Here is a 14646-nt window from a genome sequence, read left to right on the forward strand (position 1 = left end):
CGATGTCCCGCCAGGACCCGGGCTCCACCATCTGGTTCAGCCTCAGCATCGACGGCGAGAGCCTCGGCTACTTCAACGGATGCGAGGGGCTGTCGTCGCAGGTGGAGGTCGAGCACCGCCAGGAGGGCGGCAACAACGGCTTCGTCTGGCAGTTGCCGACCCGTGTCACGTTCTCCACCATCCGGCTGACCCGCCCGCTCACCCCGGACACCACCAAGGTGGCCAAGTGGATCTCCTCCGTGCAGACGGGGATCAAGCGGCCCACCGCCCAGATCGCGGCGCTGCGTGCGGACGGCTCCGAAGTGGCCCGCTGGGGGTTGATCGACGTGCTGCCGGTGAGCTGGACCGGTCCCACCCTCGACCCCGGCAACCCGGCCGTGGCGACCGAGGTGCTGGAGATCGCCCACCACGGGTTCACGGACTGAGCGGACTGAACGGACCGAGGGGAGGACCCAGCATGGCCAAGGGCAGCAAGGGCGGCGCCGGCAAGAGCCTCGTACGCGCGACGCTCGCGATCCACGAGCCCCCCGTCGGGGGCAGCACGACACCCGGCGGGATCATCAGGACGTTCGGCTTCGACTTCAACCCGGCGCAGTTGTCGCTGACCCGGCACGCCGAGTGGAAGACCACCCCCGCGCAGATCGAACGGGACGGCTCCCTGCCGGAGTTCATGGGGTCCCGGCCCCGGGAGATGAGCGTGGAGATCTTCCTCGACTCCTCCGACGAGCCGACCAGCAACACCGTGCTGAAGAAGGTCGAGTCGCTGCTCGACTGCTGCGAGGTGACGACGAAGAGCATCGCCGCCAAACAGCCTTCACCGCCCTGGGTGGTGCTCCAGTGGGGGTCCTTCTCCACCGCCCGGTTCACGGCCTACGTCAGCTCCGTGGAGGCCACGTACACCCTGTTCGGGACGACCGGCGTGCCCATCCGGGCCACCTGCCGGCTGCAACTGCAGGAGATCCCGAGCCGGACGAAGGGGCAGAACCCGACCTCGGGCGCGCTCACCGCGCAGCGCGTGCACCGGGTCGTGGCGGGCGACTCGTTGCAGTCGCTGGCCTGGCGGGAGTACGGGGACGCGGCAGCCTGGCGGGCCATCGCCGAGGCCAACGGCATCGACGATCCCGGGCACCTGCCGACCGGCACGGAACTCGTGCTGCCCGCCGCCGAGGAGGTGCGTGCCTGATGGTGCGATCCGCGTTCTCCAACGTCATCGACGTACGGATCGGCGGCGCCAAGCTGCCGCCCGAGTTCGCCCGTGCCCTCGTCGACAGTTACGTCGACCAGGGCGTCGGCGTGCCGGCCGCGTTCCGGCTGACCTTCCGTGACCCCTACCGGCTGATCCTCGGCAAACTGGGCATCACCTTCGGCACCCCGGTGGTCCTGGCCCCGGTGGCCGACGGGCAGGGGGCCTCCGATCCGCTGCTGACCGGCGAGGTCACCGCCCTGGAGGCCGACTACGACGGCACCGGCACCTTCACCGTCGTACGCGGCTACGACCTCGGGCACCGCCTGCTGCGCCAGCGCCGGGTGGCCGCCTACCGCAACCAGAGCGCCTCCGACATCGCCCGGAAGCTGGCCGCCCAGGACGGGGTGCCGGTCGGGCGGATCGAGTCGACGAGGACGGTGTACGAGTTCATCAGCCAGTCCAACGTCACCGACTGGGACTTCCTCGCGCGGCTCGCCGACGAGAACGAGATGGTGATGTCGGTGGACGCGGACGGCAAGTTCCAGTTCGTGAAGCCCAAGTCGGCCTCCGGCGCGCCCTCGCCGAGCACCGACGGCGACAAGAGCCCGTTCGTGCTCCAGGCCGGGCACGACATCCTGCGGCTGCGGGCCGCGGTCACGGCCGCCGACCAGGTCGCCAAGGTCGAGTCGCGCGGGTGGGACGTGACGACGAAGAAGAAGCTCACCGCCACCGCGCCCGCCGCCTCCAACCCGGGCATCGGCATCGGGACCACGCCGGGCGCCGCGGCGGGGAAGTTCAAGGCGGCCAAGCTGGTCGACACGGGCACGCCCTACGACAAGCAGAACGAGGTGAAGTTCGCCGCCGACGCCCTCGCCGACGACGTGACCTCCTCCTTCGCCGAGCTGGAGGTCGTCGCGCGCGGAAACCCCAAGCTGCGGCCGGGTGTCCCGGTGGCGCTCGCGGACGTGGGCAAGCCGTTCGAGGGCAAGTACACCGTCACCTCCGTACGGCACGTCTTCGGCGACGGCAAGCACTACGAGGCGTGGGTGACGGTCAGCGGCCGGCAGTGGCGCTCGCTGTACGGGCTCAGTTCCGGCGGAACGGACACCGCGCCCCGGCTGCCCAGCGTAGCCAACGCCCTGGTCACCGACGTGAACGACCCGCTCAAGCAGGGCCGGGTCCGGTTGCAGTTTCCGTGGCTGGACGACACCTACGTCAGCGACTGGACGCGGACCGTGCAGCTGGGCGGCCTCGGTGGCGGCGGGGTGTTCCCGATGGACGTCAACGACGAGGTGCTGGTGGCGTTCGACCGGGGTGCCCTCGACCATCCGTTCGTGATCGGCGGGCTGTACAACGGGAAGGACAGACCGACCGTCGTCAGTGACGTGCCGCTGCACGACACCGTACGCAAGAAGGCGAGCCGGCACACGGTCTCCGACCGGGACGGCAACCGCATGGACCTGCTCAGCCAGCAGACCGGCGGGCGCAAGCAGGGCGTGCGGCTGGTGTCCGGCGACAAGCAGCTCACCGTCTTCCTGGACCGGACGAAGACCGAGATCGTCGTGGACAGCAAGGGCGACGTCAGGATCAAGGGCAGCCGGTCGGTGTCGGTCGAGGCCGGCACGGATCTCACGCTGAGCGCGCGGCGCAGACTCACCATCAAAAGCGGCGGCCCGCTCAGCATCGAGGGCGGCGCCACGGTCAACGTGCAGGCCGCGGGTGAGGTGGGGGTGAACACGGAGGGTGCCCTGAACCTGAGCGCCGTGGGCGCCGCGAATCTCAGCGCCCTGGCCACCGTGCAGATCACGGCTGCCGTCAACACGACCGTCAAGGGGACGAACTTCTTCGTGGCGTCCCCGACGTTCGGGGTCACCACCATCCCCGTGCCGATGGTGATCCCGTGACCGTCTCCGTGGCCCCGGAAGGCGGGGTGTGGTTCTGATGGCCGAACAGTTCGTCGGCTCCGGCTGGTCGTTCCCGCTGCGCATCGGGCCGACCGGCGGGATCGCCCTGGTCAGCGGGGAGCGGGAGATCGAGGAGGCGATCCGGCTGGTGCTGTCCACCGCGCCGGGCGAGCGTCCGATGCGGCCGGACTTCGGCTGCGCGATCCACGACCTGGTGTTCGCGCCGGTCAACGAGCAGACCGCGGGCCGTATCCAGCACGAGGTGTACGCCAGCCTGGACCGCTGGGAGCCGCGCATCGAGGTCGAAGACGTGGAGGTCTCGGCCGGCACCGACCAGAGCGTGCTCTACATCGACGTCCGCTACTCGATCCGCGGCACCAACAACCCGCGCAGTCTGGTCTTCCCGTTCTACGTCATTCCGTCCCACGACGAGCCGGACGGCACCTCCCCGGCTCCGGAAAGCGACCGCTGATGGCCCTGCCCTCCCCCAACCTCGACGACCGCCGCTTCCAGCAGTTCGTCGACGACGCCAAGCGCTACATCCAGCAGCGTGCCCCGGAGTGGACCGACCACAACGTGTCCGACCCCGGCGTCACCCTCGTCGAGACGGTCGCGCACATGGCCGACCAGATCGTCTACCGGCTCAACCGGGTGCCGGAGAAGAACCACCTGGCGTTCCTGGACCTGGTGGGCATCACCCTGTTCCCGCCGTCCGCCGCCCGCACGGACGTGACGTTCTGGCTGTCGGCGCCGCAGGAGGAGCCGGTCGCGGTGCCGGTCGGCACCGAGGTCGCCACCATGCGCACCGAGACGGAGGAGGCGGTCGTCTTCGCCACCGAGCGGGAACTGACCATGGTGCCCTGCGAGTTGCGGCATCTGCTGGTGCAGCATCAGGGCGAGGCCGCGGTGGAACGGACGCACGAGCTGACCGAGGACGACAAGGACCTGCTGTGCTTCTCGGAGTCCCCCGACCCCGGTGACTGCATGCTGCTCGGCCTGACCGCGGCCGTACCGCACTGCGCGCTCGCCCTCGACCTGGACAGCCGGGTGGACGGTGTCGGCGTGGACCCGCGGCAGCCGCCGCTGGTGTGGGAGGCGTGGACCGCCGACGGCTGGCAACCGTGCGAGGTCGACCGGGACGGCACGGGCGGCCTCAACCGCCCCGGCGAGGTGGTCCTGCACGTTCCCGGCGGGCACGTCCTGTCGCGCAACGCGGGCCACGAGGCCGGCTGGATCCGCTGCCGGGTCACCGACCCGCTCCCGGGCCAGCCCTTCTACACCACCTCCCCCACCGTCCGGGCCGCCGACGCCTTCACGATCGGTGGCACCACCTCCACCGTGCACGCGGAGACCGTCTACGACGAGGCGCTCGGCGAGTCCACCGGGCTGCCCGGGCAGCGGCTGCGCCTGGCGCACGCCCCGGTGGTCGGCGACGACCCGCCGGTACTGCTGCAGACCGCCGAGCACGAGGGCTGGGTGGACTGGCGGGTGGTGCCGAACTTCGCGGCCTCCGGCCCGTACGACCGGCACATCACCCTCGACGCCACGACCGGCGAGATCGCCTTCGGCCCGGCCGTGCGCGAACCCGACGGCTCCCTGCGCCAGTACGGCACGGTAGCCCCCAAGGGCGCCCCGGTCCGCGCCCGCCGCTACCGCACCGGCGGCGGACGCGCGGGCAACGTGGCACGGGGCGCCGTCCGGATCCTGCGCACCTCCATCCCGTACGTCTCCGAGGTCGTCAACCGTGAGGCCGCGCGCGGCGGGGTCGACGGGGAGACGGTGGAGGAGGCGAAGGTCCGCGCGCCGATCACCCTGCGCGCCCAGGAGCGGGCGGTGACCCTGCGCGACTACGAGGAACTGGCCCGCCGCGCCGCCCCGGAGACCGCGCGCATCACCTGCCTGGAGGGCGAGGAGAGCGAGCACGGGGCGTACGCGGTACGGGTCCTGGTCGTGCCGCAGGCGGTGGCGGACCCGGGCGGCCGGCTGCGCTTCGAGCAACTGGTGCCCGGGGACGCCCTGTTGGACCGGATCACCCGGCACCTGGACGAGCGGCGGCTGATCGGGACGCGGCTGGCGGTGGGGCCGCCGTACTACCAGGGCGTGACGGTGGTCGCCACGGTGCACGCCTTCCGGGGTACCGACACCGACCGGGTGCGGCGGGAGGCCCACGACGCGCTCTACCGGCACCTCGATCCGCTCACCGGAGGCGCGGACGGGAAGGGCTGGCCGTTCGGGCGGCCCGTGCAGGCCGGCGAGGTGTTCGCGGTGCTGCAGCGCGTGCCCGGGGTGGAACTCGTCGACCAGGTGGTCCTGCACCCCGCCGACCCGCTGACCGGCAAACGCGGGGACGCGACGGACCGCATCGACCTGTCGCCGCCGTCGCTGGTGTTCTCCTTCGACCACCGCGTCCGGGTGATCGGGGACGGCTCCTGATGAGAGGTTCCATCGACGGTCTCGGCTCCTCCGCCCCGATCGGTGTGATGCTGCCCGCCGTGTTCGCCGATGACGACCTCGCGCAGCGGTTCGTCGCCGGGCTCGACGAGGTGATCGCGCCGATCCACAGCGTGCTGGACTGCCTCGACACCTACTTCCGGCCGTCCCTCGCCCCGCTCGACTTCGCCCGCTGGCTGGGCGGCTGGGTGGGCGCGGAGACCGACGGCACCGAACCCGAACCGCTGCTGCGGGCCGCCGTGGCCGCCGCCGCGCATCTGCACCGTATCCGCGGCACCCGGCGCGGGCTGGCCGAGGCGGTGCGGCTGGCGTTCGGCGTGGAGCCGGAGATCAGCGAGAGCGGGGGCGCCGACTGGAGCGCCCGCCCGCTCGGCCCGGTCCCCGGCGAGCGCCGCCCCCGGTTGCACGTCCACCTGCGGCTGCCCGCCCCCACCCCCGCGGACCACCACCGGCTGGACACCCTGGTGGCCGCCGCCCGCCCCGCCCACATGCCGTACACGGTCCAGGTGACCGCCGCGGACACCGCCCCACCCGCCGAGAGGAACCCGGAGAGATGACGACAACCCAGAACTGCGCCGAATGCGGCACCCGCGCGGAACCGGGCCAGTCGTTCTGCGACGCCTGCGGGGCGGTGCTCGGCTGGACGGACCGGGCCGGCGCCCGGGTGACGAGCGGCGCCGTGACGGCGTCGGCCGGCGGGTCCGGACCCCGCTCCGGTGACGCGGCGGCGGGCGACTCCGGCAACGCGGTGGCCACCCGGCCCGGCACGCCGGCCGTCTCCGGCGACGATCCGGCGGACGCCCGGGAGGACGGCCCGGCGAGCGGTTCCGGGCCCACCGCGTCGTCCCCGGCCGAACCGGCCGCCCCCGACGCGGGTCCCGGCTGGGACGCCTTCTCCCGCCGGGACGGCGGCACCGGCCTGGCGCGCAGCCCACGGGACCTGCTGGGCTCGGCCACCGCGAACGGCGGGACGGACACCGCCCCGGACGGCCACGACGAGAGCGAGAGCGCGCCGCAAGCCACCGCCGGCGACACCTCCGCAGTGGACGAGACCGCCCCCACCGAACCGGTCCCCGCAGGGCCCGCCCCCGACGCTTCCGCGGCGCGGACCGCCGCCGACCCGGAGGGCATGACGGACCGCGCCCGCCGCCTCCTCGTCCCCGTCACCGACCCCGAGCCCCGCCCCGCGGCGGATCCCGCCGTGGCCCCGGTGCTGCCCGGCCGTCCGGCTCCCCAGCGCCCGCAGGCCGTCCGCGCCCCGGGGGAGGAACTCGGCGCGGACGGCGGGATCCCGTGCCCCTGGTGCGCCACGCGCAACCGGCCCGAGCGGCACTACTGCGCCCGGTGCGCCATGCCCATGGCCGGGGACGGACAGACACCGGGCCGGCTGCCCTGGTGGCGGCGGCTGCTGCGCTCCGGCGACCGGGAGGCCCCGTGGGCGGGCGACCGCCCCCGCCTGCGCCGCACCTTCGACCGCGTCCTGGGCTGGCTCGCGGCGGCGGTCGTACTGGCCCTGCTGATCGTGCTGGCCATCAACATCCCGGCGGGCGTCCAGGCGACCCGCGACCACTTCGCCAAGCGCGCCCCGGTCGCCCCGGACAAGGTCGCCGCGTCCCGTTCCTACCCCGGCCACAAGCCCGAGTTGGCCTTCGACAAGCTCAACAACACCTGGTGGGGGCCGGGGGTGTCCGAGTCCGGCCAGGGCCAGTGGATCGAGGCGCGCTTCGACGAGCCCACCCGGCTCCTCGACGTGATCATCACACCGGGGACGTCGACCCACGCCGACCAGCTCTCCAAGTCCGCGCTCCCGCACCGCGTCGAGGCCCGCGTCACCACGGCCGCCGGCAAGACCAGGACCGTGGACCTCACCCTCGACCAGGGCGCGGGCGCCCAGCGCCGCCCCTTCCGCGTCGGCGAGGTCACCGCGGTCCGCTTCACCCTGGAGTCGGCCTACCAGACCTCCGCGAGCAAGCAGGTGGCCATCGCGGAGATCGAGTTCTTCGGCCCGTCGCACGGCAACTGACGCACGCGACGACGACGGGCCCGGCTCACGGACATCGTGTTCGTCGGTAGGCCGGGCCCGTTCCAAGTGCGCTCAGTCCAGCGGCAGATAGAGCTCCCACGGCCACTGCAGCCCCATGCCGTGCAGCACGTACGTCAGTACGTGCCAGAGCGGCTCGACGGCAACGGCGGCCAGGAGAGCCCAGACCATCGCGGCCTTCAACTCACGCCACCTCTCTCGCCACTTCTTCACGACTGGGCCGAACCTTCCCATCGTCCCGCACTTCCTTCCGTCCTCGGTCCGGTGGTCCCCCATTTCGTAGACGAGGCAGGCCCGAATCGCGTCACCGAGGGCTGGGCTGCCCACCCCACCGGCCCCTTAGCCCGAATGGGTGAGAAGGAGCGGCTTTGGTGACGCCTCCAGGGGCGAAGACGTCATGAGTGGAGTCAGACGGAATTCACGAAGCGAGGAGCAACGCGCCCATGACTCCAGCGCCCCGTAAGAGAGTGCGCGACAAACCTTTTGAGACGTGGGACGACTTCTTCACCGCCTCCGCCGAACAGTTGTACCGATATGCGCGCTACTTGTCCTACGACGGTGTCGAGTTCAACGGTGAGAGCGAGATGAACTTGATTCTCGCCAGGATAAAGATCAGCTGGGACACCATCGACCCGTCCACGGCGGTCGCCTATGCCCGGCGCGCACTCGTGAATTCCCGCATCTCGCGCATGCGCACGTTTCGCCCTCACACGATTCCGCTCCAGCAGATGTCACCGGACGGCCGGGGGTTCTCCGTGGACCTGCCCGACCCGGCACCCGCTCCGGAAGAGCTGGCCGTCAGTGACGATCTGGTCGAGCGATCCCTGAAGGTCATGGACGGACTGGCCCCCGAGCACAAGGAGGTGCTGATCATGACATACGCAGGCCACACCCCGAAGGAGATCGCTGCCCTGCTCCGAGAGAGGCCGGGCACCATCCGTCAGCGCCTGCACCGGGCCCGGCAGGAGTTCGACCGTGCCTGCGACAGCGAACTGCGGCAGAGCCTGACCCACAAGGTCACGAAGGGGGTCCGATGATGAACGTCCGGATCACGTCGGCGCTGAGGATCCTGCTCGACCCAAGGGCGTGGCGGTGGCGTTTCTCCCGGATGGGACGGGAGGTGCGGGCGGCCGAGAAGATCTACGCGGCCGAGCGGATCGCGGCCCGCCGGCGCCGTGACCGGCAACTGCTGGCGGCACTCGGGCCCGGGCCCGCGACCTGGGGGCCGGAGGAACTCGAACGCAGGCGCTCCCAGGTGGCTCTCGTGGCGGACCTCATGGCGACGCTGCCCCCCGGGGAGCCGACGGCACCGGAGGAGGTGGACACCCGGACAGCGTCTTCCCTGAGGGCCTCGGTCGCCGGCGGGAGGCAGGCATCGGCGGGATCGCTTCCCTCCCAGGAGACCCGGTCGAATGTGGGGGTCATCGACCAGGAGTCCTTCGACGACACCGAAGCGGAACAGAGCGGCTCGGAAACGCTCGTGCGGACACGCCGCTACTGGATGTCCCTCACGGCCGTCGCGGTCGCCTTCCTCAGCGTCTTCGGGCTCTCCCACGGTTTCGGTTCGCATCGGGCCCCAACTGCTGTGGCTTCCCCCCCCGGTCTCGCTGCGGGCGGCGTCCGGGACGGCGAGCTCGACTCCTCGGCCTTCGAACGTCCCGGGCCCGGCGGCGCCTACGAGACCGCTCTGCAGATCCAGATCGCCGAGTACCGGGGTGCCGGCACAAGCTGGTGCCTGCTCGCCGATCCCGGTTCCAAAGACTGCGTGAGCGACATGCAGCGGAACTTCGCGGCGCACGGAGACGCCCGCCGATCGGTGTTGCTGGTCACCTCGTCGATCGGTGAGGTCAGCCGTGACCGTACCTCGGTCGAGATACTGCTCAGGCTGGGGGGCTCCCGTCGCCACACCTTCCCCCTCCAATGGGTGGACGGACGCTGGCGGGCCGATCCGCTCACGATTCCCGCCGCCAAGGCGAACGGGGGCTTCTACACCAAGGTCGTGGCCGACGCGCTGTACGACGGCGACGACACCTCCGGACCCCGTCCAGCCATGGTGCGCGGGCCGGGATCCTGCCGGCCGGCCTGTTTCGCGGACCGACCCACACGCGGCCGGGTCCATTCCCCAGCACCGCGTTCCAGTGGCCTGCCCAGCCGTTGACACCGGTCGCGGCACGGGGGGGGGAGCGGCAACGCCGCTCCCCCCCACTCGTTGCGCAGTGCAGCCCTGCGGGCCTACAACCCCACGATCCGGTTCCACCGCTTCGCGAACTCCAGTCGTTCCGTGGAGGTGATGTCCCGCGCGATGGCGAGCCGTTCGCGCATCGTCGCGTCGGGGAAGATCAGGGGGTTGTCGGCGAGGGCGGCCGTGTCCTTGTCCTTGGACGCGGCCAGGACTTCCTTGGCGGCCGGGACCGGGCAGACGTAGTTGACCCAGGCGGCGAGTTCGGCGGCGACCTCGGGGGCGTAGTAGTAGTCGACGAGCCGCTCGGCGTTGGCCTTGTGGTGGGCGCGGTCGGGGATCATCAGGGAGTCCGACCAGAGTTCGGCGCCCTCCTCGGGGACGACGAAGCGGATGTCGGGGTTGTCCGCCTGCAGTTGGATGACGTCGCCGGAGTACGCCTGGCAGGCGAGGACGTCGCCGCTGACGAGGTCCTTGGTGTAGTCGTTGCCGGTGAAGCGGCGGATCTGGCCCCGGCGGACCTCCCGTTCGACCTGGTCGCAGACGGTGTGGAAGTCGTCGGCGGTCCACTTGGTGACGTCCACCCCGTTGCCCTGCATCAGCAGCGCGAACGCCTCGTCCAGGCCGGAGAGCAGGGTCACGCGGCCCTTGAGGTCGCTCGCCCAGAAGTCCTTCACGTGCCGTATCTCGCGGCCCAGCTTGCGGCGGTTGTACGCGATCCCGGTGATGCCGGACTGCCACGGCACGGTGAACTTCCGTCCCGGGTCGAAGGCGGGCGAGCGCAGGAGGGGGTCGAGGTGCCCGGCCACGTTCGGCTGGCCGGCGCGGTCCATCTCCTGGACCCAGCCCAGGCGTACGAAGCGCGCGCACATCCAGTCGCTGATGACGACGAGGTCGCGGCCCGTGGACTGGTGGTTCATCAGCGCGGGGCTGATCTTGCCGAAGAACTCGTCGTTGTCGTTGATCTCCTCGACGTAGTCGACGGAGATGCCGGTGCGCTTCTCGAACGCCTCCAGCGTGGGCCGCCTGCCCGGGTTGTCGTCGTCGGTGTCGATGTACAGCGGCCAGTTCGCCCAGGTCAGCCGTTTGTCGGTGGCGGAGGAGTCGGGGGCGGCGCGGTCCCCGGGCGCGACGTACGCGGCGGGCACCCCGCACCCGGCGAGGGCGCCGAGCGCGGCGGTGCCGCCGAGCGCGTGCAGGACGGAGCGGCGGGAGGGCAGAGGGGAAGCAGGCACCACGGCAGCATGCCGTGCCGTTCCGCGTGCGGCCAATCCGCCCGGTGCCGGGCGGCCGCACCGTCCTGCCGGACCGCCGGAGGCCTACGCGTCCAGGGACGTCATCACGTGCTTGATCCGCGTGTAGTCGTCGAAGCCGTACGCCGACAGGTCCTTGCCGTAGCCGGACTTCTTGAAGCCGCCGTGGGGCATCTCGGCGACCAGCGGGATGTGGGTGTTGATCCACACGCAGCCGAAGTCGAGCTTCTTGGACATCCGCATGGCGCGGCCGTGGTCCTTGGTCCACACCGAGGAGGCGAGGGCGTACTCGACGCCGTTGGCCCACTCCACCGCCTGCTCCTCGTCCGAGAAGGACTGGACGGTGATGACCGGGCCGAAGACCTCCTTCTGGATGATCTCGTCGTCCTGCTTGAGGCCGGAGACGACGGTCGGCGCGTAGAAGTAGCCCTTGTCGCCGACCTGGTGGCCGCCGGTCTCCACCTTGGCGTGGGCGGGGAGGCGCTCGATGAAGCCGGAGACCTGCTTGAGCTGGTTCGGGTTGTTCAGGGGGCCGTAGAGGACGTCCTCGTCGTCCGGCTGCCCCGTCTTCGTCTCCGCCGCCGCCTTCGCGAGCGCGGCCACGAACTCGTCGTGGATGGACTCCTGGACCAGGACGCGCGTGGCGGCCGTACAGTCCTGACCGGCGTTGAAGAAGCCCGCGACCGAGATGTCCTCGACGGCCTTCGGGATGTCGGTGTCCTCGAAGACGACGACCGGGGCCTTGCCGCCCAGCTCCAGGTGGACGCGCTTGAGGTCCTTGGAGGCGGACTCGGCGACCGACATGCCCGCGCGGACGGAGCCGGTGATGGAGGCCATCGCGGGGGTCGGGTGCTCGACCATCAGGCGGCCGGTGTCGCGGTCGCCGGTGATGACGTTGAAGACGCCCTTGGGGAGGATCGAGCCGATGATGTCGGCGATCAGGACGGTGGAGGTCGGCGTGGTGTCCGACGGCTTCAGGACGACGGTGTTGCCCGCGGCGATCGCCGGGGCGAACTTCCACACGGCCATCATCATCGGGTAGTTCCACGGCGCGACCTGGGCGCAGACGCCGACCGGCTCGCGGCGGACGATCGAGGTCAGCCCCTCCATGTACTCACCGGCCGAGCGGCCCTCCAGCATCCGGGCCGCGCCCGCGAAGAACCGGATCTGGTCGACCATCGGCGGGATCTCCTCGGAGCGGGTCAGCCCGACCGGCTTGCCCGTGTTCTCCACCTCGGCCGCGATCAGTTCCTCGGCGCGCTCCTCGAACGCGTCCGCGATCTTCAGAAGGGCCTTCTGCCGCTCGGCCGGGGTCGTGTCCCGCCAGCCGGGGAAGGCCGCGGCGGCGGCCGCCATCGCGGCGTCGACGTCGGCCTGCCCGGACAGCGGCGCCGTCGCGTACGCCTCGCCCGTCGCCGGGTTGACCACCTCGGTGGTCCGTCCGTCGGCGGCGTCCCGGAACTCACCGTCGATGTAGTTGCGCAGACGACGCAGCTCGGTGCTCACTGCCGGCCCTCCAAGGTTGGGTGTCCATTGACTGAGACACCCACACTAATCCGACGGCCGACGTTTTCAACACCCCCGGTCGCGGCGTGAGTACGGAATCCGCAGGCTTCAGGCGCGTAAACAACGAATTTCATCGATCGAGCCTTGCGGAACTGTCGAGACGTCGTGCACAGTGAGCTCGTGGCCAGTCGAAGCGCAGACCAGAGGGACTCCCGCGAGTCCAGGAACGGCAGCCCCCAGCTGGATGCCGTCTCCCTCGCCATCATCGAGCAGCTCCAGGAGGACGGCCGCCGGCCGTACGCCGCGATCGGCAAGGCCGTGGGCCTGTCCGAGGCGGCCGTGCGCCAGCGCGTCCAGAAGCTGCTCGACCAGGGCGTGATGCAGATCGTCGCCGTCACGGACCCGCTCACCGTGGGCTTCCGCCGGCAGGCGATGGTCGGGATCAACGTCGAGGGCGATGTCGAGGCCGTGGCCGACGCGCTGTCCGACATGTCGGAGGTCGAGTACGTGGTGATGACGGCGGGTTCGTTCGACGTCCTCGCCGAGATCGTCTGCGAGGACGACGACCACCTGCTGGACGTCATCAGCAAACGCATCCGGGCGCTGCCCGGCGTGCGCTCCACCGAGAGCTTCGTCTACCTCAAGCTCAAGAAGCAGACCTACATGTGGGGAACCCGATAACCGTGAGCCAGAAGGACCTCAGCCGAACCGCGTACGACCACCTGTGGATGCACTTCACCCGCATGTCCTCGTACGAGAACTCCCCCGTCCCCACGATCGTGCGCGGCGAGGGCACCTACATCTACGACGACAAGGGCAGGCGCTACCTCGACGGTCTCGCGGGTCTGTTCGTGGTCCAGGCCGGTCACGGCCGCACGGAGCTCGCCGAGACCGCCTTCAAGCAGGCGCAGGAGCTGGCCTTCTTCCCGGTGTGGTCCTACGCCCACCCCAAGGCCGTGGAGCTGGCGGAGCGGCTCGCCGACTACGCGCCCGGCGACCTGAACAAGGTCTTCTTCACCACCGGCGGCGGCGAGGCGGTCGAGACCGCCTGGAAGCTCGCCAAGCAGTACTTCAAGCTGGTCGGCAAGCCGACCAAGCACAAGGTCATCTCCCGCGCGGTCGCCTACCACGGCACCCCGCAGGGCGCCCTGTCGATCACCGGCCTGCCGGCCCTGAAGGCCCCCTTCGAGCCGCTGGTGCCGGGCGCGCACAAGGTCCCGAACACCAACATCTACCGCGCCCCGATCTTCGGCGACGACCCGGAGGCCTTCGGCCGCTGGGCCGCCGACCAGATCGAGCAGCAGATCCTCTTCGAGGGCCCGGACACGGTCGCCGCGGTCTTCCTGGAGCCGGTGCAGAACGCCGGCGGCTGCTTCCCGCCGCCGCCCGGCTACTTCCAGCGGGTCCGCGAGATCTGCGACCGGTACGACGTGCTGCTCGTCTCCGACGAGGTCATCTGCGCCTTCGGCCGGCTCGGCACGATGTTCGCCTGCGACAAGTTCGGCTACGTCCCGGACATGATCACCTGCGCCAAGGGCATGACCTCCGGCTACTCCCCGATAGGCGCCTGCATCGTCTCCGACCGCCTGGCCGAGCCGTTCTACAAGGGCGACAACACCTTCCTGCACGGCTACACCTTCGGCGGTCACCCGGTGTCGGCCGCGGTGGGCCTCGCCAACCTGGACCTGTTCGAGCGGGAGAACCTCAACCAGCACGTGCTGGACAACGAGGCCGCGTTCCTCGGCACGCTGCGCAAGCTGCACGACCTGCCGATCGTCGGCGACGTCCGCGGCAACGGCTTCTTCTACGGCATCGAGCTGGTGAAGGACAAGGACACCAAAGAGTCCTTCGACGAGGAGGAGACCGAGCGCGTCCTGTACGGCTTCCTCTCCAAGGCGCTGTACGACAACGGCCTGTACTGCCGTGCCGACGACCGCGGCGACCCCGTCGTCCAGCTCGCCCCGCCGCTGATCTCCGACCAGGGGACGTTCGACGAGATCGAGCAGATCCTGCGCGCGACGCTCACGGAGGCGTGGACCAAGCTGTGATCGGCTGACAGTGTGATCAGATACGGCCCCGGGCCGCCCGTTCGAGTGAGAAAGGGCGGCCCGGGGCCGTGTGCTGTC

Annotated in this window: 14 protein-coding genes; 11 read left to right on the top strand and 3 right to left on the bottom strand. The window is 70.9% G+C overall.

What is annotated here, in order from left to right:
* The first annotated feature begins 2 nt into the window (after positions 1-2).
* Genes ACFY0F_RS21430 through ACFY0F_RS21460 form a run of 7 tightly spaced genes read left to right on the top strand, consistent with a single transcriptional unit; the run spans position 3 to position 7564 of the window.
* Positions 3-425, top strand: coding sequence for a phage tail protein (locus ACFY0F_RS21430; protein ID WP_355928903.1), 423 nt, complete (start codon positions 3-5; stop codon positions 423-425).
* A 32-nt stretch (positions 426-457) separates the two neighbouring features.
* Positions 458-1183 carry a LysM peptidoglycan-binding domain-containing protein gene (locus ACFY0F_RS21435; RefSeq protein ID WP_388796430.1) on the top strand — a complete coding sequence of 242 codons (726 nt, stop codon included), beginning with the start codon at positions 458-460 and terminating at the stop codon, positions 1181-1183.
* On the top strand, positions 1183-3090 hold the full coding sequence (locus ACFY0F_RS21440; protein ID WP_388796433.1) for a VgrG-related protein: 1908 nt from the start codon (positions 1183-1185) through the stop codon (positions 3088-3090). Before ACFY0F_RS21435 ends, ACFY0F_RS21440 begins: the two co-directional genes overlap by 1 nt.
* 37 nt (positions 3091-3127) lie before the next feature.
* Complete coding sequence (locus ACFY0F_RS21445; protein ID WP_388796436.1) at positions 3128-3562, top strand: GPW/gp25 family protein; 435 nt, start codon at positions 3128-3130, stop codon at positions 3560-3562.
* On the top strand, positions 3562-5523 hold the full coding sequence (locus ACFY0F_RS21450; RefSeq protein ID WP_388796439.1) for a putative baseplate assembly protein: 1962 nt from the start codon (positions 3562-3564) through the stop codon (positions 5521-5523). Before ACFY0F_RS21445 ends, ACFY0F_RS21450 begins: the two co-directional genes overlap by 1 nt.
* Complete coding sequence (locus ACFY0F_RS21455) at positions 5523-6098, top strand: phage tail protein (protein ID WP_388796442.1); 576 nt, start codon at positions 5523-5525, stop codon at positions 6096-6098. Before ACFY0F_RS21450 ends, ACFY0F_RS21455 begins: the two co-directional genes overlap by 1 nt.
* A complete protein-coding gene (locus ACFY0F_RS21460; protein WP_388796445.1) occupies positions 6095-7564 on the top strand; it encodes an NADase-type glycan-binding domain-containing protein in 1470 nt (489 codons plus the stop codon). Before ACFY0F_RS21455 ends, ACFY0F_RS21460 begins: the two co-directional genes overlap by 4 nt.
* 72 nt (positions 7565-7636) lie before the next feature.
* Here the strand turns inward: ACFY0F_RS21460 and ACFY0F_RS21465 are convergent, their stop codons facing one another.
* Positions 7637-7795, bottom strand: a complete 159-nt coding sequence (locus tag ACFY0F_RS21465) for a hypothetical protein (RefSeq protein WP_388796448.1) — start codon at positions 7793-7795, stop codon at positions 7637-7639.
* 230 nt (positions 7796-8025) lie between these two features.
* On the opposite strand from ACFY0F_RS21465, the gene ACFY0F_RS21470 reads away from it, so the two are divergent.
* Together ACFY0F_RS21470 and ACFY0F_RS21475 are read left to right on the top strand one after the other, a co-directional pair.
* On the top strand, positions 8026-8619 hold the full coding sequence (locus ACFY0F_RS21470) for an RNA polymerase sigma factor (RefSeq protein WP_388796451.1): 594 nt from the start codon (positions 8026-8028) through the stop codon (positions 8617-8619).
* Positions 8616-9740, top strand: coding sequence for a hypothetical protein (locus ACFY0F_RS21475; protein ID WP_388796454.1), 1125 nt, complete (start codon positions 8616-8618; stop codon positions 9738-9740). Before ACFY0F_RS21470 ends, ACFY0F_RS21475 begins: the two co-directional genes overlap by 4 nt.
* Before the next feature lie 74 nt (positions 9741-9814).
* Here ACFY0F_RS21475 and ACFY0F_RS21480 read toward each other — a convergent pair whose 3' ends face one another.
* Positions 9815-10999 carry a spermidine/putrescine ABC transporter substrate-binding protein gene (locus ACFY0F_RS21480; RefSeq protein WP_388796457.1) on the bottom strand — a complete coding sequence of 395 codons (1185 nt, stop codon included), beginning with the start codon at positions 10997-10999 and terminating at the stop codon, positions 9815-9817.
* An 81-nt stretch (positions 11000-11080) separates the two neighbouring features.
* Positions 11081-12520, bottom strand: a complete 1440-nt coding sequence (locus ACFY0F_RS21485) for a gamma-aminobutyraldehyde dehydrogenase (RefSeq protein ID WP_388796460.1) — start codon at positions 12518-12520, stop codon at positions 11081-11083.
* Between the two features lie 165 nt (positions 12521-12685).
* Between ACFY0F_RS21485 and ACFY0F_RS21490 the strand changes: the two genes are divergently transcribed.
* Together ACFY0F_RS21490 and ACFY0F_RS21495 are read left to right on the top strand one after the other, a co-directional pair.
* Complete coding sequence (locus tag ACFY0F_RS21490; RefSeq protein ID WP_388796463.1) at positions 12686-13201, top strand: Lrp/AsnC family transcriptional regulator; 516 nt, start codon at positions 12686-12688, stop codon at positions 13199-13201.
* Complete coding sequence (locus tag ACFY0F_RS21495; RefSeq protein ID WP_388796465.1) at positions 13186-14568, top strand: aspartate aminotransferase family protein; 1383 nt, start codon at positions 13186-13188, stop codon at positions 14566-14568. The genes ACFY0F_RS21490 and ACFY0F_RS21495 overlap by 16 nt, the downstream gene beginning before the upstream one ends.
* Positions 14569-14646: the final 78 nt, after the last annotated feature.

The sequence above is a fragment of the Streptomyces sp. NPDC001544 genome (assembly GCF_042894285.1).
Classification (GTDB): domain Bacteria; phylum Actinomycetota; class Actinomycetes; order Streptomycetales; family Streptomycetaceae; genus Streptomyces.

What these genes read in the sequence shown, in the direction of transcription:
- ACFY0F_RS21475 (WP_388796454.1), top strand. Translation starts at nt 8,616, where the DNA reads ATGATGAACGTCCGGATCACGTCGGCGCTGAGGATCCTGCTCGACCCA.
- ACFY0F_RS21470 (WP_388796451.1), top strand. Translation starts at nt 8,026, where the DNA reads ATGACTCCAGCGCCCCGTAAGAGAGTGCGCGACAAACCTTTTGAGACG.
- ACFY0F_RS21455 (WP_388796442.1), top strand. Translation starts at nt 5,523, where the DNA reads ATGAGAGGTTCCATCGACGGTCTCGGCTCCTCCGCCCCGATCGGTGTG.
- ACFY0F_RS21445 (WP_388796436.1), top strand. Translation starts at nt 3,128, where the DNA reads ATGGCCGAACAGTTCGTCGGCTCCGGCTGGTCGTTCCCGCTGCGCATC.
- ACFY0F_RS21440 (WP_388796433.1), top strand. Translation starts at nt 1,183, where the DNA reads ATGGTGCGATCCGCGTTCTCCAACGTCATCGACGTACGGATCGGCGGC.
- ACFY0F_RS21435 (WP_388796430.1), top strand. Translation starts at nt 458, where the DNA reads ATGGCCAAGGGCAGCAAGGGCGGCGCCGGCAAGAGCCTCGTACGCGCG.
- ACFY0F_RS21460 (WP_388796445.1), top strand. Translation starts at nt 6,095, where the DNA reads ATGACGACAACCCAGAACTGCGCCGAATGCGGCACCCGCGCGGAACCG.
- ACFY0F_RS21450 (WP_388796439.1), top strand. Translation starts at nt 3,562, where the DNA reads ATGGCCCTGCCCTCCCCCAACCTCGACGACCGCCGCTTCCAGCAGTTC.
- ACFY0F_RS21430 (WP_355928903.1), top strand. Translation starts at nt 3, where the DNA reads ATGTCCCGCCAGGACCCGGGCTCCACCATCTGGTTCAGCCTCAGCATC.